This window comes from Planktothrix sp. FACHB-1365 (genome assembly GCF_014697575.1).
Taxonomy (GTDB): Bacteria; Cyanobacteriota; Cyanobacteriia; order Cyanobacteriales; family Microcoleaceae; genus Planktothrix.
Genome location: NZ_JACJSC010000002.1, coordinates 120,665 through 146,921 on the forward strand (window position 1 = coordinate 120,665; position 26,257 = coordinate 146,921).

The 26,257-nt window shown below is 38.2% G+C and carries 28 protein-coding genes, 1 tRNA gene and 1 pseudogene; 19 read left to right on the top strand and 11 right to left on the bottom strand.

The genetic code is table 11. From position 1 onward, the window contains the following. Nucleotides 1–151: 151 nt before the first annotated feature. Together H6G57_RS04770 and H6G57_RS28855 are read left to right on the top strand one after the other, a co-directional pair. Nucleotides 152–259: an SDR family NAD(P)-dependent oxidoreductase gene (locus H6G57_RS04770; protein ID WP_199313985.1), complete on the top strand. Its 108-nt coding sequence runs from the start codon at nucleotides 152–154 to the stop codon at nucleotides 257–259. Between the two features lie 69 nt (nucleotides 260–328). After that, nucleotides 329–653 (top strand): annotated as a pseudogene (locus tag H6G57_RS28855) (transposase). A 79-nt stretch (nucleotides 654–732) separates the two neighbouring features. Here H6G57_RS28855 and H6G57_RS04785 read toward each other — a convergent pair. The 3 genes from H6G57_RS04785 to H6G57_RS04795 form a co-directional block, all read right to left on the bottom strand. Then, nucleotides 733–2,730, bottom strand: a complete 1,998-nt coding sequence (locus H6G57_RS04785) for a tetratricopeptide repeat protein (RefSeq protein WP_190516482.1) — start codon at nucleotides 2,728–2,730, stop codon at nucleotides 733–735. A gap of 220 nt (nucleotides 2,731–2,950) precedes the next feature. Beyond that, a complete protein-coding gene (locus tag H6G57_RS04790) occupies nucleotides 2,951–3,823 on the bottom strand; it encodes a 6-carboxytetrahydropterin synthase (protein ID WP_190516483.1) in 873 nt (290 codons plus the stop codon). Between the two features lie 96 nt (nucleotides 3,824–3,919). After that, nucleotides 3,920–5,284 (bottom strand): AAA family ATPase, encoded by a 1,365-nt coding sequence (locus H6G57_RS04795; RefSeq protein ID WP_190516485.1) that lies wholly within the window; start codon nucleotides 5,282–5,284, stop codon nucleotides 3,920–3,922. Between the two features lie 209 nt (nucleotides 5,285–5,493). On the opposite strand from H6G57_RS04795, the gene H6G57_RS04800 reads away from it, so the two are divergent. Together H6G57_RS04800 and H6G57_RS04805 are read left to right on the top strand one after the other, a co-directional pair. Then, the gene (locus H6G57_RS04800) at nucleotides 5,494–5,922 is read left to right on the top strand and encodes a VCBS repeat-containing protein (protein ID WP_190516486.1); all 429 of its coding nucleotides are present in this window, start codon (nucleotides 5,494–5,496) and stop codon (nucleotides 5,920–5,922) included. 263 nt (nucleotides 5,923–6,185) lie between these two features. Continuing rightward, nucleotides 6,186–6,434 (top strand): hypothetical protein, encoded by a 249-nt coding sequence (locus H6G57_RS04805; protein WP_190516488.1) that lies wholly within the window; start codon nucleotides 6,186–6,188, stop codon nucleotides 6,432–6,434. Between the two features lie 224 nt (nucleotides 6,435–6,658). Here H6G57_RS04805 and H6G57_RS04810 read toward each other — a convergent pair whose 3' ends face one another. From H6G57_RS04810 to H6G57_RS04820, 3 genes are read right to left on the bottom strand one after another with little or no spacing between them, the layout of a single operon-like run. Next, nucleotides 6,659–6,901, bottom strand: a complete 243-nt coding sequence (locus H6G57_RS04810; RefSeq protein ID WP_190516489.1) for a UPF0175 family protein — start codon at nucleotides 6,899–6,901, stop codon at nucleotides 6,659–6,661. A 52-nt stretch (nucleotides 6,902–6,953) separates the two neighbouring features. Next, nucleotides 6,954–7,547 (bottom strand): Uma2 family endonuclease, encoded by a 594-nt coding sequence (locus tag H6G57_RS04815; RefSeq protein WP_190516491.1) that lies wholly within the window; start codon nucleotides 7,545–7,547, stop codon nucleotides 6,954–6,956. A 53-nt stretch (nucleotides 7,548–7,600) separates the two neighbouring features. Continuing rightward, nucleotides 7,601–8,284, bottom strand: coding sequence for a J domain-containing protein (locus tag H6G57_RS04820; RefSeq protein ID WP_190516493.1), 684 nt, complete (start codon nucleotides 8,282–8,284; stop codon nucleotides 7,601–7,603). A 252-nt stretch (nucleotides 8,285–8,536) separates the two neighbouring features. On the opposite strand from H6G57_RS04820, the gene H6G57_RS04825 reads away from it, so the two are divergent. The 8 genes from H6G57_RS04825 to H6G57_RS04860 all read left to right on the top strand — a co-directional run bounded on the left by H6G57_RS04825 (nucleotide 8,537) and on the right by H6G57_RS04860 (nucleotide 15,381). Then, nucleotides 8,537–9,415: a DNA/RNA non-specific endonuclease gene (locus H6G57_RS04825; RefSeq protein WP_242048869.1), complete on the top strand. Its 879-nt coding sequence runs from the start codon at nucleotides 8,537–8,539 to the stop codon at nucleotides 9,413–9,415. 185 nt (nucleotides 9,416–9,600) lie between these two features. After that, complete coding sequence (locus H6G57_RS04830) at nucleotides 9,601–10,338, top strand: SIMPL domain-containing protein (RefSeq protein WP_190516494.1); 738 nt, start codon at nucleotides 9,601–9,603, stop codon at nucleotides 10,336–10,338. Between the two features lie 188 nt (nucleotides 10,339–10,526). Further along, nucleotides 10,527–11,678: a glutamine-hydrolyzing carbamoyl-phosphate synthase small subunit gene (gene carA / locus H6G57_RS04835; RefSeq protein ID WP_190516496.1), complete on the top strand. Its 1,152-nt coding sequence runs from the start codon at nucleotides 10,527–10,529 to the stop codon at nucleotides 11,676–11,678. Nucleotides 11,679–11,783: 105 nt separating this feature from the next. Then, complete coding sequence (locus H6G57_RS04840) at nucleotides 11,784–12,140, top strand: STAS domain-containing protein (protein ID WP_072722175.1); 357 nt, start codon at nucleotides 11,784–11,786, stop codon at nucleotides 12,138–12,140. Between the two features lie 144 nt (nucleotides 12,141–12,284). After that, nucleotides 12,285–12,683, top strand: coding sequence for a Mini-ribonuclease 3 (locus H6G57_RS04845; RefSeq protein WP_190516497.1), 399 nt, complete (start codon nucleotides 12,285–12,287; stop codon nucleotides 12,681–12,683). 476 nt (nucleotides 12,684–13,159) lie between these two features. After that, a complete protein-coding gene (locus H6G57_RS04850) occupies nucleotides 13,160–13,777 on the top strand; it encodes a DUF4573 domain-containing protein (RefSeq protein ID WP_190516830.1) in 618 nt (205 codons plus the stop codon). Between the two features lie 155 nt (nucleotides 13,778–13,932). Continuing rightward, nucleotides 13,933–14,676, top strand: a complete 744-nt coding sequence (gene rlmB, locus H6G57_RS04855; RefSeq protein WP_375539506.1) for a 23S rRNA (guanosine(2251)-2'-O)-methyltransferase RlmB — start codon at nucleotides 13,933–13,935, stop codon at nucleotides 14,674–14,676. Between the two features lie 423 nt (nucleotides 14,677–15,099). After that, a complete protein-coding gene (locus H6G57_RS04860; RefSeq protein ID WP_190516499.1) occupies nucleotides 15,100–15,381 on the top strand; it encodes a DUF1816 domain-containing protein in 282 nt (93 codons plus the stop codon). A gap of 23 nt (nucleotides 15,382–15,404) precedes the next feature. Here H6G57_RS04860 and H6G57_RS04865 read toward each other — a convergent pair whose 3' ends face one another. Further along, on the bottom strand, nucleotides 15,405–16,238 hold the full coding sequence (locus H6G57_RS04865) for an alpha/beta fold hydrolase (protein ID WP_242048870.1): 834 nt from the start codon (nucleotides 16,236–16,238) through the stop codon (nucleotides 15,405–15,407). Between the two features lie 454 nt (nucleotides 16,239–16,692). On the opposite strand from H6G57_RS04865, the gene H6G57_RS04870 reads away from it, so the two are divergent. From H6G57_RS04870 to H6G57_RS04880, 3 genes are all read left to right on the top strand, one after another. Next, nucleotides 16,693–17,556: an XDD3 family exosortase-dependent surface protein gene (locus H6G57_RS04870; protein WP_190516501.1), complete on the top strand. Its 864-nt coding sequence runs from the start codon at nucleotides 16,693–16,695 to the stop codon at nucleotides 17,554–17,556. A 314-nt stretch (nucleotides 17,557–17,870) separates the two neighbouring features. Then, entirely contained in the window at nucleotides 17,871–18,047 is a 177-nt protein-coding gene (locus H6G57_RS04875; RefSeq protein WP_186440354.1) for a hypothetical protein, read from the top strand. Between the two features lie 101 nt (nucleotides 18,048–18,148). Continuing rightward, the gene (locus tag H6G57_RS04880) at nucleotides 18,149–19,738 is read left to right on the top strand and encodes a peptidoglycan-binding protein (protein ID WP_190516502.1); all 1,590 of its coding nucleotides are present in this window, start codon (nucleotides 18,149–18,151) and stop codon (nucleotides 19,736–19,738) included. A gap of 106 nt (nucleotides 19,739–19,844) precedes the next feature. Here the strand turns inward: H6G57_RS04880 and H6G57_RS04885 are convergent, their stop codons facing one another. After that, on the bottom strand, nucleotides 19,845–20,390 hold the full coding sequence (locus tag H6G57_RS04885; RefSeq protein WP_190516504.1) for a transcriptional repressor: 546 nt from the start codon (nucleotides 20,388–20,390) through the stop codon (nucleotides 19,845–19,847). A 155-nt stretch (nucleotides 20,391–20,545) separates the two neighbouring features. Next, nucleotides 20,546–21,796, bottom strand: coding sequence for an RNA polymerase sigma factor SigC (gene sigC, locus H6G57_RS04890; RefSeq protein WP_190516505.1), 1,251 nt, complete (start codon nucleotides 21,794–21,796; stop codon nucleotides 20,546–20,548). A 597-nt stretch (nucleotides 21,797–22,393) separates the two neighbouring features. Here sigC and psbZ point away from each other — a divergent pair. From psbZ to H6G57_RS04910, 4 genes are all read left to right on the top strand, one after another. Beyond that, a complete protein-coding gene (psbZ, locus tag H6G57_RS04895; protein ID WP_072719225.1) occupies nucleotides 22,394–22,585 on the top strand; it encodes a photosystem II reaction center protein PsbZ in 192 nt (63 codons plus the stop codon). 97 nt (nucleotides 22,586–22,682) lie between these two features. Then, the gene (ribH, locus tag H6G57_RS04900; RefSeq protein ID WP_190516507.1) at nucleotides 22,683–23,243 is read left to right on the top strand and encodes a 6,7-dimethyl-8-ribityllumazine synthase; all 561 of its coding nucleotides are present in this window, start codon (nucleotides 22,683–22,685) and stop codon (nucleotides 23,241–23,243) included. Nucleotides 23,244–23,346: 103 nt separating this feature from the next. Further along, nucleotides 23,347–23,418, top strand: a tRNA-Gly gene (locus H6G57_RS04905). 177 nt (nucleotides 23,419–23,595) lie between these two features. Next, nucleotides 23,596–23,820, top strand: a complete 225-nt coding sequence (locus tag H6G57_RS04910; RefSeq protein WP_190516509.1) for a type II toxin-antitoxin system HicB family antitoxin — start codon at nucleotides 23,596–23,598, stop codon at nucleotides 23,818–23,820. 84 nt (nucleotides 23,821–23,904) lie between these two features. Here H6G57_RS04910 and H6G57_RS04915 read toward each other — a convergent pair whose 3' ends face one another. Both H6G57_RS04915 and H6G57_RS04920 read right to left on the bottom strand, forming a co-directional pair. Next, entirely contained in the window at nucleotides 23,905–25,056 is a 1,152-nt protein-coding gene (locus tag H6G57_RS04915) for a hypothetical protein (RefSeq protein ID WP_190516511.1), read from the bottom strand. A gap of 53 nt (nucleotides 25,057–25,109) precedes the next feature. After that, nucleotides 25,110–26,243, bottom strand: a complete 1,134-nt coding sequence (locus H6G57_RS04920) for a hypothetical protein (protein WP_190516512.1) — start codon at nucleotides 26,241–26,243, stop codon at nucleotides 25,110–25,112. Nucleotides 26,244–26,257 lie beyond the last annotated feature (14 nt).

Here is a 26,257-nt window from a genome sequence, read left to right on the forward strand (position 1 = left end):
AGAACTTCTTCACAAATCCTACACGGATTGCTATATTTCCTCATCTCCCCTATTAACTTGACTTTTGATTGACTACTTAGACAGATGACAAAATCGATTAACTCTGCTTTAAAATTAAACCATCTGTTTAATTTCCTGGGAAAGCAAAATTATGTCAAAAATTGCTATTGTAACGGGTGCAAATCGAGGAATCGGATTTGAAACCTGTCGCCAACTTGCTCAACATTCGATTAAAGTTATTTGGCTCTTCAGTATCTAGTATGCTAAAATTATAGTTAATAAAATCAATAAAGATTTGAATGAACAACAAAGCCAGAAACTAGCCGAAGTGAAAGAAGTTTCTCCCCTCCTGAAAAGTCTGCACGAATTCAAAGAAAAAATCCGTCAAATTTTTGAGGAAACCAATGATTGGTTAGGGGGATTATGGCAATTAGGGAGGTGGTTAGATGAAGCTCAAAAGTATTTTCCGAACAGTCATTCATACAATTATTCGATGGCTAGATGAAATTATTGCCTACTTTGATCATAGAACAACCAGTGGGGTAATGGAGGGAATTAATAACAAGCTGAAACTGATTAAACGTTCAGCTTATGGATTCAGAAATTTCAAAAACTTTCAAGCAAGATGTTTACTGAATTGGCATTTTAACTAAATCTTTAGCATACTAGATACTGAAGAACCTTTATTATTTTATTCTATGTTGGATTTGATGGGCAAAGCCCATCCTACTATTAATTGAATGCTTCGGGTTGGGAAGATAAACTAATAGTAGGATTTTTGGCAGTTCTGAGTTCTTTTTGAATGGAAATCGCTTTTCCTAACGATGAAATAGCTTCAGGATATTGTTTTAATTTAGATAATAAAGAACCGCGATAACGCCAGGTTTCTGCATCATCAGACTGACAGGAAAGGGCGGCATCATAGGAAGCCAAAGCTTCTGGATATTGTTCTAATTTTTCTAAACACATTCCTTTAGAACGCCAGGATGCTGCGGAATCAGGTTTTAAATTAATGGCTTGTTCATAAAGAGTAATAGCTTCTGCATAGTGTTGTAATTTTACTAAATTTTCTCCATACTCAAAACAAGCTTCATAACTATCCGGTTTAATCTGTATTGCTTTTTGATAGGCATCTAAAGCTTCTGAATTTCGATTTAATTTCCCTAAAAGATTACCTTTATTTTTTAACAATTCAAAATGATAGGGTTTTAAATCCAAAGCTTTTTCTAATGATTCTAATGCTTCTTGATAACGTTCTAAAGCTGATAAAGCATTGGCTTGATTTGACCATAATTCCCATTTTTCAGAATTTATTTTAATAGCTTGTTGATAGGAAGTGATCGCTTCTTCATAGCGTTGTAACTTTGCTAAAACGTTACCTCGATTGTGCAGGATTTCATATTTATTAGGAGAAATTTCTAAAGCTTTATTATAAGATTCTAAAGCTTCATCAAATCGTTTAAATTTTCTTAAAATTGCCCCTCGATTATGCCAGGATTCATAATCATCGGGTTTAATTTTAATCGCTTGATCATAAGATTCAATAGCTTCGTTATATCGTTGTAAGCGAACTAAAATATTACCTCGATTATACCAACCTTCATATTTATCAGGGTATAAATTTAGATATTCATCATAAGCAATCAAAGCTTCATTATACCGTTGTAATCGACCTAAAATCGTTGCTTTTTTAAACCAAGCTTCCCCTAACTGGGAATTCGTTGTAATTGCTTGTTCTAAAAAATTTAAAGCCTGATTCAACTGACCTTCGTGTAAGAAAGCTTCCCCTTTTTTCAAATAATCATCCGCAATCATAGATTCAGAAGATTGAGAAGGTTTCGTTGTTTGTATAACAGTAGAATCAACTAATTTTTTAGGTAAAGATTCTGTTGAATGGGGAGAAGGAGATAAACCATTCAACGAAACGGAAGTTTCAGGAAGGATAAATTGTTTCGTTTCTCTCGTTTTTTCTTCTAATTCTTTTAACGTTTTCTCTTTGAGGTCTTGAACCTCAGAAATCATTCCTTGTAAACGTAAAACAAATTGAGATTTGAGGGTTTCTACCTGTTCAATAGAAGATTTAGAAACCTTCGCTTCCCGATTTAAAAAATTAATCGATTCCTGGGCGGTTGTAATTTGAAACTCTAATTCTTTAATTAACTGTTGATACCGTTGTTTAGAAGCTTTTAATTGGGCTTCTAAATTATCAATATGATTTAATTGTTTCTGGGCTTGAGTGACAATTTCTTTAACAATCAAACGACGGACTAACCAAAAAAATAAAATTGTTATACTAGGAACTAAGGTGGCAACAATTAATAAAGTATTCAGTAAGGTAATTGTTTGACTAAACTCATAATTTAACGCAGAACCCGAACTCAGTTGTGCAACCGAAATCGGGCTTTTCATCTGGCTTTGGTGTTCCCCATTACTGATTTTAACCAATTCCGCTAACCAAGTTTGATCAAGTACATTTGTGATAGATACAGAGGTAAGATCTTTTGTAGAAAATTCCGTTGAGGAAAAGGACGGACTTTCCATCATTTCGGGAATACTAACTGCTAAACTAGGAGTTAATGCCATCATCTCGACCGGATTAGCAGCTTGACTCGACTCGGAAGCATGAGGTAAAGCATTTGTCGCCTGATTAGGAATAGGACTCGCCTCAGTTGAGGAGTCTTGAGCAACAAAAGCCGCTAAGGTTAAAAGGGTAACTGTCGATAACCGCATAGGTGTCAACTCGTGTGGGGTAAAAATTTTGCCAACCCTTTACAAAACTCAACAAAAGGAAAGGGATGTGGAATTTGGGTGTGCTAGTCTATATTACGAATTGACAGAGCTTTGTCAGGATTTTAGGACTGATACAGAAACCCGGTTTCTTGACCAAAACTCCTGATTTTCCCAAGAGATGATGACTAAAAACCGGGTTGCTTGAGTTTTCAACCCCCTGTTAAACATTAGCTAATACAGGCTGTTTAATCTGAAGAGGTTTAGACTCAGATTCTGTATTTGTACAATAGACTTCACAGGAATTATTCGGACTTTCAATCAATTTAACTTTATGCAATTTTGCCCCTAATTCTTGAATGGGATTTTGCAATAAATCTCGAATATGAACCGCAATATTTTCAGCCGTTGGCACAACTTTAACAAAATGGGGAATATCTTTATTTAAAAACGTATGATCAAAGGGTTCTACCACATAATCATCAATGGCTTTTTGTAACCCTTCTAAGTCTACAATCATCCCCGTGCGAGGATCAATTTCTCCTTTCACCGTGACTTCTAAATGATAATTATGACCATGACCGTTAGGACGGGCACATTTGCCATAAATTTCGCAATTTTCCTCAAAACTGAGGTCGGGATGAGCCAGCCGATGGGCGGCGCTAAAATGTGTACTAATGGTTAGATAAGCTTCCATGCCGTTTCCTTGATAGTCTGCCCAGAGTTCAGGATGTTCAAATAGTTGAATATTCGTTAGGGGAAGATGGGGGGCTAACCGATGCCAAATTGCCCGTGCTAGAGCTTCCGTAGTGGGTAGGGTTTGCTGAAATTCCGGCCAAACATCATTAAGATGGGCGAAGTCTAAATGGTCGGTAACTTCCTGTTTCAGGGTGTGTTTGACATCGGACAGGTTTAATACCATGCCATATTCATCGAGTTCTCCCACCATTGACACATACAAAACATAGTTATGTCCGTGTCCAGGGGCGCGGGATGCGGGGCCAAATCGCTCAATATTCTCGGTGGCGCTCAATTCGGGCAACCAATACCGATGACTAGCGGAAAATTGCGCCCGACGAGTGATCACGCATTCCATAAAATGCAAGCCAGATTGCTGTTGTTAAGTTATGTAAATTTATTCTAAACTTTTTTGATGACAATTTCAACTTTAATTGAATTAAAATCTTCACTATCAATGATTCTGGTCTATTATGTATTGCCGGATAACAGCAGGTAAACAATAAAAATGGTCTTGCTTTTCTAACCAACACCGTCTGAATAGAGATTGTAAAACGTTGAGTAAATCTGAGGAATGAATTTGTCCCTTTTGCAAAAGTTGGGCTAAATTTACAGGTTTCTCATCTTGAACTAATTCTAACATTACTTGTTTTTCCAGAACAGATAAACGATTAAATTGCTGTTGTAAATTATCTTTTAGACTTTGGGGTAAAAAAATAGTATTATTTTCGATAATTTTTTGAATAACATCTTCGAGATCTAGGATACAATTGACTATTATATTTAACCATAAGGGATTTCCTTGATATTGATGAATTATATTGATTAATTTCTCATCTTCTCCCAATTCTTGATCTCGAAAAAACTCTGCTATAGCTGTTGTTTTTAATCCCCTAATCGTTATCGTTTTATATCCCCAATTTGAGCGTCTGATTTCCGCTAATTCTCTAGGTTGTTCCCAACCGATGAGGAGAAAACAACTTTGATGGGTTAATTCTTGTATTTTTTTAAATAAAGAGCAAAATTCTTGATGTTGGAGTTGATATTGTCCAGCTAATTCACCCGGACAAAAAAGATAATGCAGATTATCAATAACAATTAAACAGCGATGATTTTGTAAAGATTTTATCAGTTTTAAACGGTTGCCATTTTTTGCACTTGATTCCTGTTCTGTTTGTTGCTCAAATAATTGAAATAATTCGGCTTGAAATTCAGGAAAAGTAGAGTAATTTTCTAAATTATACCACAAAATATATTCAAAATCATTTTTAATTTCTTGTAAAAGTTTAACTGCTAGTTGGGTTTTTCCAATTCCACTAATACCCGTAATCGTAATCAAGCGACAATGTTCTTGTAAAATCCAGGTTTTTAAGGTTTCGAGTTCAGAAGTGCGATCATAAAAAACACCTAACTCTGGCATTTCGCTTAATTCATGATGTAGGGTTGGTGCTTGTTGAGAGTGAAAGTTTGAGTTAAGTATATCTGGTGGATGTCTTGTTCTTTCACAAAAGTTAATATTACCAACTTGAACATGATCTTGTACAACATTTGAAAATAGGGAAACTTGTAACCTCTGCATGACTGATCTTAAATTCGATTTATTAACTTCTTCCCCTAAAGCTTCTGAAAAAATATGCCATAACTTTGATCCAATATCTCTAACATAGCTTTCATTACAATGAAAGTCTTCTGCTATTTTCTCATAAGTCTCTCCTTGTATCGTTCCCCTTACAATTTTTTCCTGTAAGTCATTCAGGTGTTGACCTGTTTTAGCAAATACCAAATCATCAGCCAGTTTTAACATTTCGTCCAGAGTCATACCCTATCGTAACCGTCATGATTATTCCTATTATACCCAACATTTTCCAACAATTGCCAACAGTTTCCAACATTTTTTAAATTTAAACCTAAAAACACACAACAAAATAGCTTACAAAAGCATACTTGATCTCCATAGACAGACTCTAACTCGGTAGAATAACATAATAAGTAAGAATACTTAAAAGTGATCTTTGAGGTACTAAATCTATGAAAAATACAACTCAAATAATCTTCCTAATGATATTAGGGATAAGCTCGATATTCGTGATGAAATCATCTCTAGCTGGACCAATGAGTGCGGATAGAGGATGGGACGATCTTCCTAAAGCGATGGCTGATGTAAATGCGGACGGAAAACCTGATTTTTGCCGTTTTGTTGGTAATAAACCTAAAATATTCTTATCTTGTCATTTAGCAACTAATGATGGTTTCGATCCCAATAATCAGTTTGGGTTTAATTCTGGAGTAGGAATTGATACAGGATACGCAGATATGCCTAGATTAATTCGGGATGTCAATGGAGATGGAAGGGCTGATTTTTGTCGGTGGGTCGGTAATGCACCGAATATTTATGAGTCCTGTCTATTAGCAGGTCAGAGAGGTTTTCCGGGCACCGAATTTCGTCTTAATAGATAATGATTGATAGTAATATTCCGTTGAATAAAATTAACTCCAAAAACCCGATTTATTAAATAAATTGGGTTTATTTTTATAATAAAATACTAAGATCGCTTTTTATTGTCAAAGGCGATCGCAAATTGTTCAGAACTTACAAAAAAACTAGGTCTAATAAAAAAATCTTGTTTCAGTCGATCAATAACGGTCAGAAATCCGGTTTCCTGAACTAAACGGAACTAAACTTAGGATATAATCAATAGCATTCTACCCCACCATTAGTTATGCTACGAGAAAAAATTAAACAAGAATTAGACAAACTTAATGAAGATCAACTCAAGAAAGTTGCTAATTTCATTAGTTTAATGGAATCTCAATCTACTCAAGTAACATCATCTTTTGTTCCCTTATGGCAAAAAGCAACACCAACACAACGGGCTATAGAATTCCGTGACTGGATTTCTCAACTCCCTAACACCAGTGTGAGCTTAACCGATGAAGCCTTTAGCCGTGAGTGTATTTACAAAGAATGATTAAATACCTGCTCGATACCAATGTTATCTTGCGTTTTTTTAATGTTTACATTTTCAGATTTATAAACCTATTCATTTGCTGCTATTGTAAGTCTAAATCAGTTATATAAATGTCTTAAAATCCAATTCATCGTAGGGGCGAGGCGCGCCTCGCCCCTACAGGGGGATTTGTGTCCATACTTTTGCTAAATTTGAAATAGGCGAAGTGTTACTCACAATTATCATTACGAACCAACTTCCTGTAATGTTTTGAGATCTTCTTGAAATTCGGTTACATCATAATGAACACAAAGACCCCGATCAGCTAGTAATTTCTGAAATTGCATTCGATGTATTCCGAGCAATTCACTTGCTTTTCCTAAGCTAATTTTATCTTTTTGGAACAGCATCATCACAATTTCCAATAAAAGTTCCTGTTCTGATAAGCCACTGGCTTTTATAATTTCATCTGAAACTAACATACTCATGGTGGTTACTAAAGTTTTGTTTAAATTATAGCAGTTTTAGTATTTCTATATTTTAACCGATATTCCAAATTTCTTGTAAATCTAATACAAACCCAGGAAGAACATCTTCCCCCGATATATTAACGGGAGATTGTAAAATTTCTACTTCTTTCCCGAAACGATAAATTTCGACGCGCTGATTTTGAGGGTCTATTAACCAACCGAGTTGAGTCCCATTTTCCAGATACTCTTGCATTTTTTCTCGGAGGGTTTTGAGAGTATCGGTTTCTGAACGTAATTCAATCACAAAATCGGGACATAGTGGCAGAAATTTCTTTTTTTGTTCAGGAGTTAACGCATTCCATCGTTCTAATTTAACCCAAGATAAGTCCGGTGATCGATCAGCACCATTGGGTAGTTTAAAACCCGTTGAAGAATCAAATGCTAATCCCAGTTTTGTTTGTTTATTCCATATTGCTAATTCTCCAGCTAGGTTAAAGTTACGGTTTCCGGTTTCACCCCCCGTTGGTGACATAATAATTAATTCTCCTGTTGCTGAACGCTCAAATTTATAGTATCGGTTATTTTGACACAGTTGAAAATACTGTTCATCTGTTAAGTCGATTTGCAATTCTAGGGGATTTGGTAAAGAAATTATTGTATCCATAACGGTTGCAATAAACTCAAAATATAGGTTAAACTATAACACTTTTTTAGATATTAGGAAATCTTTTTCATTTCTTCTTGAGCTTCTCGACGTAAACGAGAGGCAATTCTAAAGAATTCTTGACCTGTGTGTAAAGAAGAATCATCATAATTGAGGGTAAAAGTTTCTAATTCATTGAGTCCATCATCTAAATGATTCAGGGTATAATAAAGATGGGCTGCGACTCCAGCGACAGGGGAGGGATTTTTTTGAGAGCGGAATAATTTTTGAGCTTTATTGAGAGTGTTTCTACACAATTCTATATAGGCTTGAAAAGCTTCCATTAATTCATCATCAAAGGGATCGGCAGATAATTTATTGACTTCTGATTTTAGAGGGTTTAAAATTTGATTAATCGAACGATTAATGGGTTTATAAACTTTATTAATCCAGACGTTTAATTCTGCATCGGCTTCTGTGGCTTTTTGTTGTTGTTTTTTATAAATCGAGGGTTCAAAACCGTTAGAATATGAATTAATTTCTAAACCCAGTTGTCGATCATAGGATTGGCGTTTTTGTGGATCACTTAATACTTCATAAGCTGCATTAATTTGAATAATTCGGTCATGATCTGCTGATTGGGTTTGGCTATCAGGATGAAAGATTTTTGCTAATCGACGATAGGCTTGTTTGATTTCTGCGGCTGTCGATGTGGGGTTAACTTGTAACGTACTGTAGTAATTTTTGAGCGTAGTCATACCGATTGATCTAAGATGAATTACAAATTCCTATACGATGGATTTTAAACCGTCTTGATTGTAGCACTATTATCCTATGATGGCTACTGTTTTTCTCGATTTTATAAAATTTTACTTTTTTCACAAAATCTTTAAGTAACGAAAAATGATCTATAATATTTTTGGCTAAAAAATCGGGTTTGAGTTTAATAACCCAAACCCAAACCAAAATAGATTAAAAAGTAATGTCAGTATTTTAACCCAAGGATTCCCATGAATAATATTATTATGACTTTATTGATTAATTTAAAAATTGTTTCTACAAAAAACAAATCCAAAGATAGAGTTAAATTAAATATTTTACAAAATTTTAATCTAGGATTCGCTGCTGTATTAACATTAACTGGATGTCAAATTCTGTTTAAACCCCCCACAACCTCAGATATTCATCTGAAACTGGGCAACCCTAGTCAAGCAACGGCTGATCCTCAAAATTCAACTAATTTTTTGATCGAAAAACCTGAATTTGTTTTATCTTATAATAGCAAAACTGGAACAGCTAATTGGGTGAGTTGGCAATTAAATCAATCTTGGTTAGGAACGGTCAAACGTCAAAATAATTTTAGACCGGATGATAATTTACCCCCAGGATGGTATCAAGTTAAACCCAATGATTATCGGGGAACAGGTTATGATCGAGGTCATTTAGTTCCCGCTAGAGATCGCACAAACACCCCTGAACATAATAGTGCTACATTTATTCTAACTAATATTATTCCCCAAGTCCCAGAATTAAATCGAGGCATTTGGAGTGATTTAGAAAAACACTGTCGAGATCTAGCTCAACAAGGAAAAGAATTGTATATTATTGCTGGGGTTTCTGGTCAAGGTCAAACTATTGCAAAAGGAAATATAACTGTTCCTCGATGGAATTGGAAAGTGATTGTTATTTTAGATCAACCCAATCAAAAAATAACGGAAAATACCCGTGTTATTGCTGTCCAAATTCCGAATTCAAATTCCTTAAAAAATCATTGGCAAGATTATCGCGTTTCTGTGGATGATATTGAAGCCAATACAGGTTTAGATTTATTAAGTAATATTCCTAAAAATATTCAAGATAAATTAGAGCGTCAAGTTGATCATTTGTAACTCATTAACCTAAAACTAGAAACGCGCCATGTAGAGACGCGCCATGGCGCGTCTCTACGGAAGATCATCCCGAATTTGAGGATAATTGAGCGAAATCGAGGAACAGCCAGGGTAGAAACAACTTCTACATAAGAAGCGACTATCCTGATGGTTATACCCCTTTCGCACTTGAGAGAACGTCCACAATGCCCTTAAATCAATCTTCTTGTTCGATTAATCCTTGGAGCCTGATTACTGCATTATCCTTAAGTTTAGGATTAGTTAGCATCCCCTTCATTGCTCCTGTTTTTGCCCAAGAACAACGGCTTAGAACCCTAAGCGTCAGTGGGGAAGGCGTAGTCATGATCCCAACCACCCAAACCCAAGTCCAGTTAGGGGTTGAAGTCTTAGGAAAAACCGCCGAAGAAGTGCAAACCGAAGCCGCCAGACGAACAAATGCGGTGATAGAATTACTGCGATCGCGCAATGTTGAGAAACTCGAAACCACCGGAATTCGCCTCAATCCCACCTACAGTTATACTAACGATCAACAACGCTTAACAGGCTATTCTGCCACCAATACCGTCAGTTTCAAATTAAAAACCGAAAAAGTCGGCAGTTTATTAGATGATGCTGTTAAAGCCGGGGCGACCCGTATTGATGGGGTGAGTTTCGTCGCTTCCGATGCTGAAATTAACGCCGCTCAACAACAAGCTTTAAAACTCGCCACCCAAGAAGCCGAACGTCAAGCTAATGCGGTTTTAGGCGCCTTGAATTTAACCCGTCGAGAAATTATCGGCATTCAAGTTAATAATGCCAGTGTCCCAGTCCCCATGCCTGTGATGTATAAAGCAGACGCGATGGCACCAGCAGCCCCCCCTACTCCCGTTGTCGGAGGAGAACAACAAGTCAGAGCCTCCGTCACCCTCCAAATTAGTTATTAGGAAGTCAATTTCCCTCTGTTCCCTATTGCCCATTCGTAATTCCTAATTCGTAATTCCTAATTCGTAATTCCTAATTCCCTATTCCCTAAAGTCAGGTAATGACAACACAGGACAAGATGTATGCACCAGTTCAGAGAATGTCTGGAATAATATTGAGGTGATTTCAGATTAAAGGTAGACCAAATCCAATGTCCCTGACCTCTGCACAACCTGCTTTACTTGTCCTGGCTGATGGAACCACCTATACAGGCTGGTCATTCGGCGCTCCAGGAACCGTCATTGGGGAAGTTGTCTTTAATACGGGTATGACCGGATATCAAGAAGTATTGACTGATCCCAGCTATTGTGGACAAATTGTAACCTTTACCTATCCAGAGCTAGGCAATACTGGGGTTAACCCCGACGATGAAGAATCCGCTTTTCCCCATGTCCGAGGGGCTATTGCTCGTAATATTTGTCACCGTCCGAGTAATTGGCGTTCTACTCAGTCCTTACCGGACTATTTAAAACAGCACAATATTCCCGGTATTTACGGAATTGATACCCGCGCTCTGACTCGGAAAATCCGTACTGTTGGAGCGATGAATGGGGCGATTTCTACGGAAATTTTAGATCCGGGGGAACTGCGAAATCTAGTCGAACAAGCTCCTAGTATGTCCGGGTTGAACTTAGTGAAAGAAGTTACAACCCAAGAAGCCTATGAATGGTTAGAACCTACGGAAACCGCTTGGGAGTTTAGTGAATCCGTCGGGGGAAATCAACAACCCCGTTATACGGTTGTCGCCTTAGACTTTGGGGTAAAACGCAATATTCTGCGGCGGTTAGCCAGTTATGGCTGTCGAGTGATTGTGGTTCCATCTCATACCTCCCCGGAAGAGATTCTCAAATACAATCCCGATGGGATTTTCCTATCTAATGGCCCTGGTGATCCATCCGCCGTTACCGAAGGGATTAACACCACAAAAGCCTTAGTTAAGGCTGACAAACCCGTGTTTGGGATTTGTATGGGTCATCAAATTTTAGGGTTATCCTTGGGGGCAGAAACCTTTAAGCTAAAATTTGGGCATCGTGGCTTAAATCAACCGGCTGGTTTAGCACAACAACAAGTTGAAATTACCAGCCAAAATCATGGGTTTGCGATTGATCCTGATACCATTGCTGAGGATGTCCAAATTACTCACCTCAATTTGAATGATCGTACCGTTGCGGGATTAAAACACAAAACTTTACCTTTGTTTTCCGTTCAATATCACCCGGAAGCCAGTCCTGGCCCCCATGATGCTGACTATTTGTTTGAACGTTTTGTTCAAGCGATGCAACACCAGAAAGAACAAAATTAAACGGCTCTGTCCCTCCTAATTCAGTAGACATTTTATTAAAAAGCCCTTATACTGGATCGGCGATGTCAAGTTCTATGTAGTTAGGAGGGTATCATTCCTGAGCAACTGAATTTAACCGTGAGCCTTCGGGGTACACGGGATACTAAAGACAACTATCAACTCTTCCGCCTCACTGGATTGATGGATGCTTTCTCAGAAGGCACCTTTCGTAAAGTGGTGGGTAAATATATTGAAAAAGGCCCCAAGCACATTATATTGGATCTCTCTCAGATAGATTTTGTAGACAGTTCGGGATTAGGGGCGCTCGTGCAGCTTGTGAAAAAAGCGCAAAGTAGCGGCGGAACTTTACAGATTGTTTCCAATCCTCGTGTAACTCAAACTGTTAAATTGGTTCGCTTGGAAAAGTTTCTCTCTTTACAGCCATCTGTAGACGATGCGATCGAGAACGTGAAAAATGCCTAGGTGTGAGAGTCGATTGGGTCGTATCTATACCCCGATCAGGTGAGGATGCCGAGTCAATGGGATAAGATAAGGGTGAAACGGTTTTTACGACTATTTTTTAACGACTAGCTAGTTCCCTCTGGTTAGTCTCTACCTCTGGATCAAATGCTTCATCAAAGCCTATCACCAGAACAAGTTCAACGGATTTCTCCAGGATCTTGGGCCTATTTAGGAGATGCCGTTTATGAACTGTATATTCGTAGTTTTTATCTGATGCCCCCAAAGCGATCGCATCTGTATCATCAGTTAGTGGTGTCTCAAGTTCGTGCAGAAAGCCAAGCTCGTCACTTGCGATCGCTAGAACCTCACCTCACTGAACCTGAATTAGAAATTTTGAACCGGGGTCGAAATGCAGCTTTTGGACGTCCCAAAAGACTCGATCCCAAAACTTACCAACAAGCCACTAGCTTAGAAGCTTTATTTGGGTATTTGTATTTAACGAATCCGCAACGTTTAGAGGAATTGTTTAATTATCTTGAGCTTGATTCTGAAGAAGGAGAATGACTCACAAGCTGTTACTCTAACAACTGATTGTTAAGATCGGGTCTGGGGAATCAAGCACCATTAAATTGAATGAGAGAGTCGCTTATTGAATCAGGTTCAGAACAGATATTCAGCTTAAACTAAAGCTTAGTTGAGGATACTATTAATTGGGAACAACAACCGTATTCTTCAATCAGAAACCCAGTTAGTTTGTAAATTTCTTGTTATCTAATCTACGATTTTTGATCAGAAATTGGGTTACTGTGAAGTTATCCTATTGTAATAGAGTTCAAATTTTATTAAGAGGTTCTCATCAGAACATACACGCTCATTTTCTTTTCTAGTATTGATTTCAATTAGCAACGTTTCTCAAATAATCTCATAAGGAATTATGCCAAAATTTAGTCGTTCTAACTCTCCATCAAGATCTTCTAAAAAACCATCCAATCGGTCTAAATCGGGAGAACGAGACAACAATAAATCTTCCCGATTCTCCGATGATAGAAAGCCTTCTCGATTTTCGGATGACAGAAAACCTTCTCGATTCTCCGATGATAGAAAGCCTTCTCGATTTTCGGATGACAGAAACTCTTCTCGGTTCTCAGATGATAGAAAGCCTAGCCGATTTTCGGATGATAGAAAGCCTTCTCGATTTTCGGATGATAGAAAGCCTAGCCGATTTTCGGATGACAGAAAACCTGACCGATTTTCGGATGATAGAAAGTCTTCTCGGTTCTCCGATGACAGAAAGCCTTCCCAATTCTCCGATGACAGAAAACCTTCTCGATTCTCCGATGACAGAAAACCTTCTCGGTTTTCAGATGATAGAAAGTCTTCCCGATTCTCTGATGATAGAAAGCCTTCCCGGTTTTCGGATGACAGAAAACCTTCTCGGTTTTCAGATGATAGAAAGTCTTCCCGATTCTCTGATGATAGAAAGCCTTCCCGGTTTTCGGATGACAGAAAACCTTCTCGATTCTCCGATGATAGAAAGTCTTCCCGATTCTCTGATGATAGAAAATCCTACCGCTTTTCAGATGAACAATCTGACAACTATCGGAAATTTTCTCAAGACAGAAAGGAATCTTTTGCTAGTTCCCAACCTGAACAAGTAACACGAGAAAAACCGAGTAAGTTCTTAGATGAACGTCAACCTCAAACACACAGACAGTCTTTACCTGCTCCTCATAAAAGTCAGCGATTTATTGAAGAGAGCAAACCAGAATTTACAGATGAATCTGTAGAGTCTTTTGATGTTGAAAATGAGTTAATTTATGGACGACGTACCGTTCAATCGGCTTTAGAAAATGAGCGATCGCTGAGTCGAATTTGGGTGGTTTCTCAACTCAAATCCGATCCCCGATTTTTCGGATTATTACAAACAGCAAAAGCCAACGGTGCCATCCTCAATGAAGTCACCTATCAACGCTTAGATCAAGTTACCCAAGGCGCTAATCATCAAGGCATAGCGGCTCAAATTTCCCCCTATACCTATAAAGACCTGAATGAGTTAATCGAAATTGCTCAAGCTGCAAGTTCTCAACCTGTTGTGATTGTTGCTGATGGAATTCAAGATCCCCACAATTTAGGGGCAATTATTCGTACAGCAGAAGCTATTGGTGCTCAAGGTTTAATTGTGCCTCAACGCCGTGCGGTTGGTGTTACCTCAACGGTAATGAAAGTTGCAGCAGGTTCATTAGAAACCTTTCCCGTCACGAGAGTCGTCAATCTCAGCCGTGCTTTAGAAGACTTAAAAGCAGCTGGATTTTGGATTTATGGCACTTCTGCCACGGCTACAGAAGCCTTACCAACGGTAAAATTTAATGGGGCGATCGCATTAGTTGTCGGCAATGAAGGAGAAGGATTAAGCCATTTAATTGAACAAAACTGTGATGTTTTAGTGTCGATCCCTTTGTCAGGAGAGACCGCCAGTTTAAATGTTTCCGTTGCAACCGGAATGGCACTGTACGAAATTTATCGTCAAAGGAATTTTCAAGCTTCCGATTTTAGTTGAAAAAAGGTATAAACGGATGCTCTGGGGTTATCATTGTTCAGATAAACTATTCAATGATAACCCCGTTTATTCTTGATTTCATGCCGATAGAGTTTTCAGGTCTGTTTCCCAACAATTGTTCTGTTTCCTTCTGCGAATAAATTTGACCTGAAACCCCCACTTGGAAACTCTTGCTCCGGTGTTCTGATTGATTAAAAGATTTGTTTAAGGCTAAAATTTCTGGAATCAGGGTTGATTTCCACAGATAGAGATTCTGCTCAGTTGATTGAAAAAATAAAGACAACAGAGTATAACAAAATGTGAAGGTTTTTTAAGACTTAGGTTGAAGTTTATACCTAGTCTGTAAATTCTAACTCATCTGTTAGAATTCCTTCTCAGAATTTTATTCGTACAACTTCAGAATCCACAGCATTGATGATGAATATGAAAGAACTTCTAATTAGCTGGCTTAACGCTTTTGGGTTCGCGTTTTGGGTAGAAATTTTGACAGAAACCCCAAACTGCACCTACTATTTTGGGCCATTTATGACCCAACAAGAAGCTCAAACGTCTCAATTCGGTTATCTCGAAGATCTCGAAGCCGAAGGCGCACAAGGGATTAAAGTTAGCATTAAACGGTGTAAACCGAATACCCTAACGATTGCAGAAGATTTGGGAAATAGAGTTGAACAATGGATTATTCCGGCTCTCTCTGGACAGCCTTAATCTATTGCTCTACCGATTATGACCTAACCTACATTGGTATGGTACTGACTAGGGGGAAGATATTCGGTCAGCCAATTATCAATATCCGTAAGTACCGTTTGAGGAATTTCCCAAGGGAATAAATGGGCAGTATTTGGATAAGAATAAAACTGAGAATAAGGTAAATATTCTGCGGTTTCTTGACTGGATTTAGCAGTGATATGGCGATCGCATTCTCCCGCTAAAACTAAACAAGGACAGTCTATCTGTTGTAAATGTTCTAAACGATTATAGCTTAATCTTAAGGCTTGATTTAAAGCTTGAGTGGCTAACCCAGAGGTTTGCAGAAAAGCGGGAACGGCTTCTTGTGCTAAATAGTGGTAAGCAATAGCATGATGTTGTTGAATTAAATAGCGAAATAGCGATCGCTTTCCAAACAGTTCAATATTCCATCGCCAACTGGGAAAGACCCAATTAATCAGTCCGGCTAAACCCGTATAAACATAATCTAACCCAGAAATCGGAGGATGATTTCCTCTAGGTCTGGCGGCGGACGCAATTAAAATTAAACCCTTAACGTTTTCGGGAAATTTTAATGCTAATTCTAAGGCTAAAATTCCTCCTAATGACCATCCTAAAATCACACATTGCTCCAGATCAAAGTTTTGAAAAAGTGCTTCTAAATCTTGTAAATGATCTTCCATCTCAAACGGCTGACGGGTGCGACTTTTTCCATACCCTCTTAAGTCTGGTGCTAGAGTGAGATATTGTTGTGAAAGATGGTTTGTAAACACAGACATACATTGACTAGAACCCGGATGTCCATGTAAACAAATAATCGGGAACCCTTGACCTTTAATTTGGGTATTTAACCGCAACTCTTAACCTCCTTCATGGGTTTCCTATACATTAACATTAAGTTAATCCATGAGAGGGACAGCTTGAGATGATAACTTATTAATATTGAACCACTCAGAATTTGACTCCGTAATAACACGGATAAAATTTATCTTTGTTATTGAAAAGTTAAATTTCAAGAAAAATTATCAGTATTTTCTCTTGATTTTAGATTTTTAGATATAGCAGGGAACAGAGACGAAAAGACTTCACTGTAAAGCTTTCAGCATCACTCTTTGTACTAATAGGTCTGGTGAATGCTATAATTTGTCTAAGGGAGTAAAAGTAAAAAAATTGATACAGCTAGATTTTTTTATTTTTACAAAGACTTCACAAATTTTGGGGTTTTCAACATCAAACCTTTAACAACAATTTACTATAGTGTATTTATCGAAAAGAAAAAAGCGCAATCCCTAATCACCCAGGAGTTAACGTATGAAAACTTCAACCCTGAAAAAATTAATCGGAACGACAGTAGCCAGTCTTTGTTTGGTCTCTGTAAGCGGTCTTCCTGCTGTTGCTGGACAACTCCATAATGGATGGAACTACGGAATAGATTCCTTTACCGATGGATCTGGCGGTGAATCCTTTAATATTAGAGGAATTGCAATTAAAGAAACCAGCGATAGTGTCTTTGTTGCCTTAACAGGTGGAACTCCTCTGGCGGGAAACGCTTACAGTCGAGCGGCTGATGGAAATATTGGTTGGGGCGATTTATTCTTAAATTTTACTAACAAAAAGTTTACAGATGCTAGCAGTCAAAAGAGCTTATTTGGAGTTCGTTTTGCGGAAATGAATGACTCCGGCGTTGCCACAACCGGGCTATATGGTAACGTAACAGGTGCAAGTGTTACAGGTGAAAATTCCGGCTACATTAGCTTAAAAGAGTATTATGATCATGGATTTGATACAGCCAACACCCAAGGTACTGACATTGCTACAAAACAAGCTGCTTACGATTATTTTGGTGACACAACATCAATTCTGAATGTGATTGACTCCGGTGCGAAATTAGGTGGTATTGTAAGTTGGTCTGCTACAGACTTACAAAATCAAGGACTTGACTTTGGACACTTCACTGCTCAAGGAACACAAACCTTTGGTTTTAGCTTCAATAAATCCGATTTAGGACTCGCCGATGGTAACTATGACTATATGGCTAGTATTTTCCTAGAATGTGGGAATGACGGTGTTGCTCTCAAGGGTAAAATTGATGTTCCTGAACCGGGTAGTCTTGCGGGTTTAGCGTTGGTTGGTTTAACTGTACTCGGTAGCCGACTGAGCAAACGTCAATCTTAATCAACCAGAACGGAGGTTAAATTAAGATTGGGTGAATAAGGGTGCAGCTTTAATGCTTTTAATTGATATGACTAAAAAACGCTTAAGGGGCTATTCTGAATTAGGAATAGTCCCTTAAATTTTAATAGTTCTTATAGCGCTACTTGAACACCGAACACCGAACACCGAACAGGGGTAACTCTACAAATTGATTAAGAAAAGTATCCAAATTTAAAGCTTAATTGCAATTTCAGTCAAAACTAATAAAATTTTTCAGTCTAAGTGATAGGGTTAAAGCCATTCAAACATCAGGCTTTAATCTTACTCACCTAGATATGAACCCCAAACCTTCACAACGCGATCCCCTAGAATCAGCCGTCACCGCAGCATTAGGCGCGGGTGTAGCCACTTCTTTTGCGGTAAGTCAAGGTCAAAGTCCTTGGGTTGCTTTAGGAATTACAGCCTTTGCTGCGATTGTTGCGTTAATTTGCGATCGCGCCGGGCTAGTTTAAACCTCACTTTTAACCCTGATCTACAATGGGGGAAACAAACCCTTCCAAAAAGAATTTTGTGGAAGGTTTAAATTGATGAATAATGTTTCCCCCCAAAAACCATGATTGAATCCTATGCGTTTCTCGCCTTAGCGTTAACCTATGAAGATCCAACTTCTGATCCATTTCCAGGATTGAATGACGTTAATTGGAAAAAGCTTTCCAGTCAAACCTACCGCTACTTTCTCGGTTTAGCGGTAGCTGTTTCAGTCTTAACCGTCGCCCAAACCGCCCAAGCTTTGGTAATGTCTGGAGATTCGGGAGCCCAAGTCAGACAAATTCAACAACGTTTACAACAACTGGGCTATTTTAATGCGAATGTCACAGGTTATTTTGGCAGTCTAACTCAAGATGCGGTGATTCGCTTTCAACGAAATTATGGTTTAACCGCCGATGGGATTGTTGGCCCCCAAACTCTCGCAGCTTTGAGATTAGTCACCAGCGAACCCTCTAATCCTGGCAGTAATCGAGACTTAATTGGCTTGGGACGGGGAGATAGTGGCCCCGGTGTTTCGGATTTACAGAGACGGTTACAAGCCTTGGGTTATTTGACTGTACAACCTACAGGTAACTTTGGAACTGTGACGGAAAATGCGGTGATTCGACTCCAACAGGATTATAATATTCCGGCAACGGGTTTAGTAACAGAAGCTACCCTCGCCCTCCTCAACAGTACACCACAGCCACTCCCTGATATCTTACCGGGTACAACGTTACAACTGGGCGATTACGGATCTGCGGTTGCCACATTACAAGAAGCACTACAAAACCTCGGCTTTTATGATGGCAGTATTACAGCATATTTTGATGACCGAACAGAAGTCGCTGTTCAACGGTTTCAACAAAGTCAAGGAATTCCGGCGACTGGAGTGGCTACATCCACAACATTAATAGCTTTAAACGCTTATGTTCCTGGGGTTCCCTCTAATCCTCAGTTTGATGATATTCTTCGATTAGGGAGCCAAGGCTCTGCTGTTCGGATATTACAAGGACGATTAATATCATTAGGATACTATACCGGAGCTATTGATGGCGTATTTGGTCAAACAACTCGACAAGCTGTGATTAACTTCCAGCGCGCTTATGGTATTCAAGTGACCGGAGAAGTAGGGCCGACTACGGCTTTATATCTCGCTAGTGCCATCAACACTAACCGATCTGCTTCAGCAGTCACCCTTCCGATCCCCATTGTTCAACGTCCTATGTCTCCGATTACTAATTCTTTATCGATGGTTTCTTTGGGGGATACAGGAACAGAAGTGAGAAAAATTCAACGACGTTTACGCGAACTAAATTACTATAATGGCCCCATTAATGGCTTTTTTGATACTACAACTCAAAATGCTTTAATGCGGTTTCAACAATCTGCTGGAATTACAGTCAACGGAATTGCTGGCCCAACAACTCAAACCTATTTATTTAATCCTCGACCCGTTTCTGCAACCCCCACTCGTACCGTTGTTGTTGTAGGAATGACTCCCCCTGTTTCCCGTTTAACCAACATTCAACAGTTGCAACAAACATTAAGAATTCAGGGACTTTATAATGGCCCTATTAATGGAATTTACGATAGTTCAACACAACAAGCTGTTGCACAAGCCAGAGCCTTTTATGGGCCTAGTGCAGATACCGTTCTATTTGGAGGACTATAAATAGTAACTCCTTTTGACAATAATTACACGGATTGAATATAGATTTTAATAAGTCTTATCTTTCCCTCATCCTCCTAATTCAATCCCGGCAATCCGTGTAATCCATTTAATCGGTGATCCCATCTTCCATTAATTCAAAATCCATTTCAGAAGCACAATCTGCGATCGCTTTAGAACAAGTCCAATTACTAGAAATTAGCGACGGCCAACCCATGCGTAAAGCTTCATGACAAATGGTATGAATCGTTAATTGACAATCTAATAAATGAAACCCCGATTTCTCCGCTTGCTTCATGCTGGTTTTAGAAATGGAATCATTTTTAAATTCAATGGTTTTATTACACTGAACACAAACTAAATGATGATGGTGATGGGGATAAGGTTGATTAATTTCATAATGTTTATGGCCTTCAGCTAATTCCAATTCGCGTAAAATTCCCATCCGGGCCATTAACTTCAAAGTGCGATAAATTGTTGATAAACTAATCGCTTCTCCTCGACTTTTTAATAAATTGTACAGATCCTCCGCACTTAAATGATTTCCTTTCGGTAAATTCTGAAAGACCTGCAAAATCGTTTCCCGTTGGGGAGTTAACCGCCAGCCTTTATCATTGAGTTCGGATTTAAACGAGACTGCTGTATATAAAGCCATACGTTAAACTGTTTTCAATAAAGCTTGCATACTGACAATAATACACAACAAATTTCCTGATTGTCAAAAAAAACCAGCTATTGAAAATAACTGGCTAAAGAGTTCAGGGTAACAGATTTTAAAGTCTGACTGCGGACGGCTCTGGCGTTCTCAGATTAGCTCAGGGACTCCAGATAATCCCGAACCCGGTTACGACGTTTCGGTTGGCGTAGTTTTTGCAACGCTTTCGCTTCAATTTGGCGAACTCGCTCCCGTGATAACTCTAGCGCTCGGCCAATTTCAGCCAAGGAATAGGGATGGCCATCTCCTAAGCCATAGCGCATCAGAATCACATCCCGCTCCCGACTGGTTAAATCTGCTAACAGGTGTTGTAAATCCCGATGCAAAGATTCTCGCATCAGTAATTCTTCCGGTGTCACCTCTTCGGTTTCTAATAAATCCCCTAATTCTGTATCTTTATCCGTCCCGACTTTCGTTTCTAAAGAAACAGAACGAGGAACCCGTAACAAGACTTCTCGCACTTGAATCGGAGTCATCTCTAACTCTGCTGCAATATCATCAATGGTAGCAGTACGACCTTTTTCTTGAGAAATTTTTCGTTGGGCTTTTTTAATTTTGTTGAGTTTTTCGGTAATATGAACGGGTAAACGAATTGTGCGGCTTTGGGTTGCGATCGCCCGCGTAATGCCTTGACGAATCCACCAATAAGAATAGGTGCTAAACCGATATCCTCGTGTGGGGTCAAACTTTTCAACAGCCCGTTCTAGTCCTAAAGTTCCTTCTTGAATTAAATCGAGGAGTTCTAAACCCCTATTTTGATATTTTTTCGCCACCGAAACCACCAGACGCAGATTGGCTTTAATCATCTGGTCTTTGGATTTTAGACCTTCGGCTTGAATTTTATCCAATTCTTCAACGGTTAAACCCACAATCTCCGCCCAACGTCGTTTCCCGGCGGCTAAAATTGGCTTCAGTTCAGTCACATCAACCCCCCCTGTTGTCGCCCATCGTTCTAAAGACGGACGATGACCTAACTGGGCGGATAACTGATCCCGGGTTTTAATCAGACGCACATAAACGTTGATTACACCTTCTTCTTGGCTGGCTGCATTATCCCGTAATTCAACTAACCTCAGATAACGCTGAACTTTTTGAGCTTCTGATACTTCTTCATCTCGTCCTAACAGACGAACTCGACCTATTTCTTGAAGATACAGTCGAACCAAATCCGTTGTGCGACGATTCACTGATTTCTGGAGTTTAGCGTCGCTGGCATCCTCTATATCCAGATCAATTAAATCATCCACATCAGACTCCAGGTGATTATTTATAAGATCTTCAGGTTCAGAATAGCCCTCAAAAGGCTGGTTCGAGTTATTGTCGGCATAGATTTTAGTGGCTGGCATAGTTTCTATCTCAGTTGATCTGGATAATTGAGAGGCTGCACTTACGGGGATTAGCTAACCAAGGAGATGCCCACTGCTGAATGACGAACTATCAAGGTTCTCAGTTCCCTTCTATAACTTATACTGCCCAAGGATCTATCGTTTTAGGTCAAGCCTAGAAAACAATTCGATCATGGGCATTGACAAGCAAAAGGAGTAAGATCAGGTTAGCAATATTTATTTTTAAATGACTGCCTTGCTAGTTAGTATATTGGTTAGTATAGGAATAAGCTGGCATTTTAAAAGTGATTCCGGTCAAACCCTCAATTAATTGTCATCACCTCTTACAAGCGCTTCAGATCACTACAGATATATTTTGTCTTTTTTGTTACAAAACTTAATGTTTACGATGGACTGTTAACTGATTACCCATAACCCCTGTTTACCTTGTCTTCTGATGCCCTTGTCTTCCCGACTTCCCTCTTCCTGAGAGTAACAGTTTAACGACTTCTCAGAGGTGGCAATTTCTGGTAGTTTTAACTATGAACCGCTAAACAGGATTCGGTGAGCCTGTCAGCAGTATTTTTACTTACTGCCAAGTCAAGTTGGGAGAAAAAAATGTTAACAATTCTGTTTCAAGTTGTCCTTGCGGCACTGGTGATTTTATCTTTTGTGATGGTGGTGGGCGTTCCCTTTGCCTATGCCGCCCCTCAATATTGGAGCCAATCTAAGCCTTTGCTCTATGTGGGTTCTGGTCTTTGGTTCGCATTGGTCATTTTAGTAGGTGTATTAAACTACTTAGTAGTTTAATTCATTGGCGGAATTGGGGGTTAGAGGGTTTAGGACAATTCCCCTAAGCGATTTAACCTACAATTCCGCATGGGTCTTTAAACAAAGGATAACAAGAATGACGGTTTTTGAGGGGAATTTTACTCAAACAGACTCCCTGCGGTTTGCGATGGTGATTGGTCGGTTTAATGATTTAATCACAACCAAATTATTAGAAGGGTGTCAAGATTGTTTAAAACGACATGGGATTGATCCTGATCCCCAGGGAACACAGGTTGATTATGTTTGGGTTCCCGGAAGTTTTGAGATTCCATTAGTCGCCCATCAGTTGGCCTTAACCCGTCGCTATGATGCGATTATTTGTTTAGGGGCTGTAATTAAGGGACAAACCCCCCATTTTGATTATGTCTCGGCGGAAGTCTCCAAAGGCATCGCAGCAACGGCTTTTCAAACGGGTGTTCCGGTGATTTTTGGGGTGTTGACGACGGACACGATGCAGCAAGCCTTAGAACGAGCCGGAATTAAGGCCAATCACGGTTGGAACTATGCGATGGATGCCATTGAGATGGCAAACTTAATGCGTCAAATCAAGCAAAGTTCAACATTACCCCCAACAACGGTGGATTCTACAGCAATTTTATCGGCTAGTCCCAGTCCCGCTTTGACCGGGGAAACCTAGAAGCAGCAGCCCGAAACACCTTAAACCCTAGGATTAAAAAAATTTTGGAATAGGGGTTGACAAATCTAAAGATTTTTGGAATCATAGAAAAGGTGAAAGGTTTGCGGGTGTAGCTCAGTGGTAGAGCGTCACCTTGCCAAGGTGAATGTCGCGCGTTCGAATCGCGTCACCCGCTTAAAATTATAGAGTTGGTGCTAAAGCACCCTTACGACTCCTCAGATTAACTTTATCGAGTTAACTGGGGAGTTTTCATATTTATTCAAAAAACCTGGTTTTTTGTGTTCAGGGGTGTCAATAAAGTCTACATAAATGCTTTAAATACACTTGCTAAAATTAAGGAGTATCAACAACAATGAAAAGCTCTTATACTATTATTATTCAATGGTCAGAAGAAGATCAGTGTTATGTCGTTAGTCTTCCTGAATGGGGAGAACATTGTCACACCCATGGGGATAGCTATGAAGAAGCGTTAAAGAATGCACAAGAAGTTTTAGAACTCCTGATCGAGTCGGCGTTGAACAATCATGAGCCTTTACCCAAACCTCAACTTTTCGGAAAAACATTAGAGAGAGTGTGAAAATTTATTAAAAATTTTGGCAATTTTGAATCAGAATCAATAAGCAAATAAGAGTATTAAAATAGTCATGTCGTTTTTACTAAATTAATCGCGATCAGGAATAATATCTTCTCCAAATTCAGAAATCATGTCTTGATACACGCCATAGTTTTCTCTATAGAGATCTTGCATTTCTTCTTCTTGCATACGCACCACTCTCTTGCGAATAAATTCTGAATCTGATGAAAGACGTTCATGCTTTGCTGTTAACTTTTCAAAGGCTTCTTTTAATGTTTCTCCCGTCGCTTTTATTGGTATGTCGAACTCTGCTTTTTCTATATATGTCTTTACAGTCCACTTAATATAAGAAGCATAAACAGCAACTGTAAATTCATATTGTTCAGATTCACAAAATAACTCGAATTCAATAGTGCTAGGATTAAAAATATTAATATACTTATGTTTAAAACTATCTATTTTGATATTTTTATCGTACTTATTACATTCATTTTTCATTTGCTCTATATTGACAGGAGTATCTGAATCAAATATGCAACGATTTGATTCAATATTCATTAAAAATAAATTCGCTCTTTGATTTTGATAATTGAAGTCAGCTTCTACAATATTTTCGCCAATACCTATTGTCGTATAGAAATCATTTATGTTGAATTTTGGGTTTCTGGAAAGAACCATCCATCCTTTTTCTCCTTCATGTTCGCAACAAATATATTGCTTGTAATACAATAGCTGGCTAGTTTCAAATTCATCAGTGTTTATGTTGTTCCATTTAATTTTTCTGCCACTATAATCTTCTAAATATTTTGCAGTTATCTCTTGTGGATTTAAAATTCGATATGGTGCAAAACAAGTATAATATGTGACTGTATTTGATGCTTTTTCTAAAAGACTATTTCTGTCGCAATTGTTAGATTCAATATATTGCTCTGTTAACTTTTTAAGACTCGGTATTTGCAGAAGATTTAATAAAATCAATCTTTGTCTTGTTTTGTCAATTTGAGAGTCAAAATAGTGATTAGGCAACCTGTCAGGATTTATAAAAAATGTTGATTTATTTCCCGTATTTAAATCAACCGATGGGTCGTATATAAAACAATATTTAATAAATCGATTCACAGGTATCTCACGTTGATTATTACGTTGACGATATCGTTCTGCACGAGACAAACCAGTTTCTTCGATATCGATATCGATATTAAAAATGGGTTCTTGAATTTTATTTTCTTTATCAATCATGTTTCACACCGTATTGAAGAACTTTGTGTAATGAATTTTGTTTACTTACTAAATCAATCACGATCAGGAATAATATCTTCTCCATATTCAGCAATCAAACCATTTAAAATACCTCCGCTATCTAAATCACCCATCATTAACTCTTTTTGCATTTCCTCATCTTGCATGAAAGAAATTATTCTGCTCAAATCTTTCTCATTATTGATACATTCTTGATATTTTAATTCACATATATTACTAGCTTCTTCCAATGTTTGTGCTTCACCTGAAAATTCGAGATTAACGGGATAGTTCCTATCTTCAATTTTAAGAATCCTTATAACTTCCCATGTGGCATCTCCTCCATAAACATTAAGAATAAATTTATGAGTCTGTGATTGACATGATAATTTAAAATGAGATGACTCAATATATGAAAATCCATATTCGTAGTAGGAAAATGTAACAGTATTGGGGTTGACAAGAGGGTCTATTTTTTTGCAAGTGTCAAACATTCGCTGCTTTGTCAAAGGAATTTTTTCATCAATAAAATAATTTATGGTTCTTTGCGAATCAGTAAATGATTTGATTCGTGCTTTATAAAATTCTAAATCCGCTTCTGGTAAAGTATTTCCATAACCCATCATATATTCTGGTAATTTTGCATATTCAATATCCTTTGTTGGTGTTTTTAAAACAAGCCAACGTTGAAATATTTTATTGTCAACTGAACCACGAAAATGGGCATAAGTTTTAAAGCAATGTACTTGCGATTTTCTTAGTTTTTCCCAAGATGTATTTAATTTAGGTTTTTTAGAAAATCGCTCTTCAATAATTTTAAGCGAATACTCTTTCGGTTTCTCAAAATAAAAAGGAGCATTACAAATAAATAATAAACAATCTTCTACGTCTTGAATTGCACAGCCAATATCGCTAAATTCATTAAATAAATTTATGATTATGCTATCTCGATTTATATATAGCTCATCATTAAACAACACAGCAGCATGATCCATTAATTTTCCTGATTGCGTTGAAATCGTTGGATCGAAAATAGAGCAATATGTAATAAAGTCATCTAAAATTTTAAACTCAGGCTCTTTAAAAGGAAGTTCCGGTTTTGGTGTTGGTTTTGGTGTCGGTATTGGTTTGTTAAAATTAAATTTTCTTTCCGGTTTTGGTTTGCCAAAATTATAAAAATTTCCCATCTTATTTTCCTTTT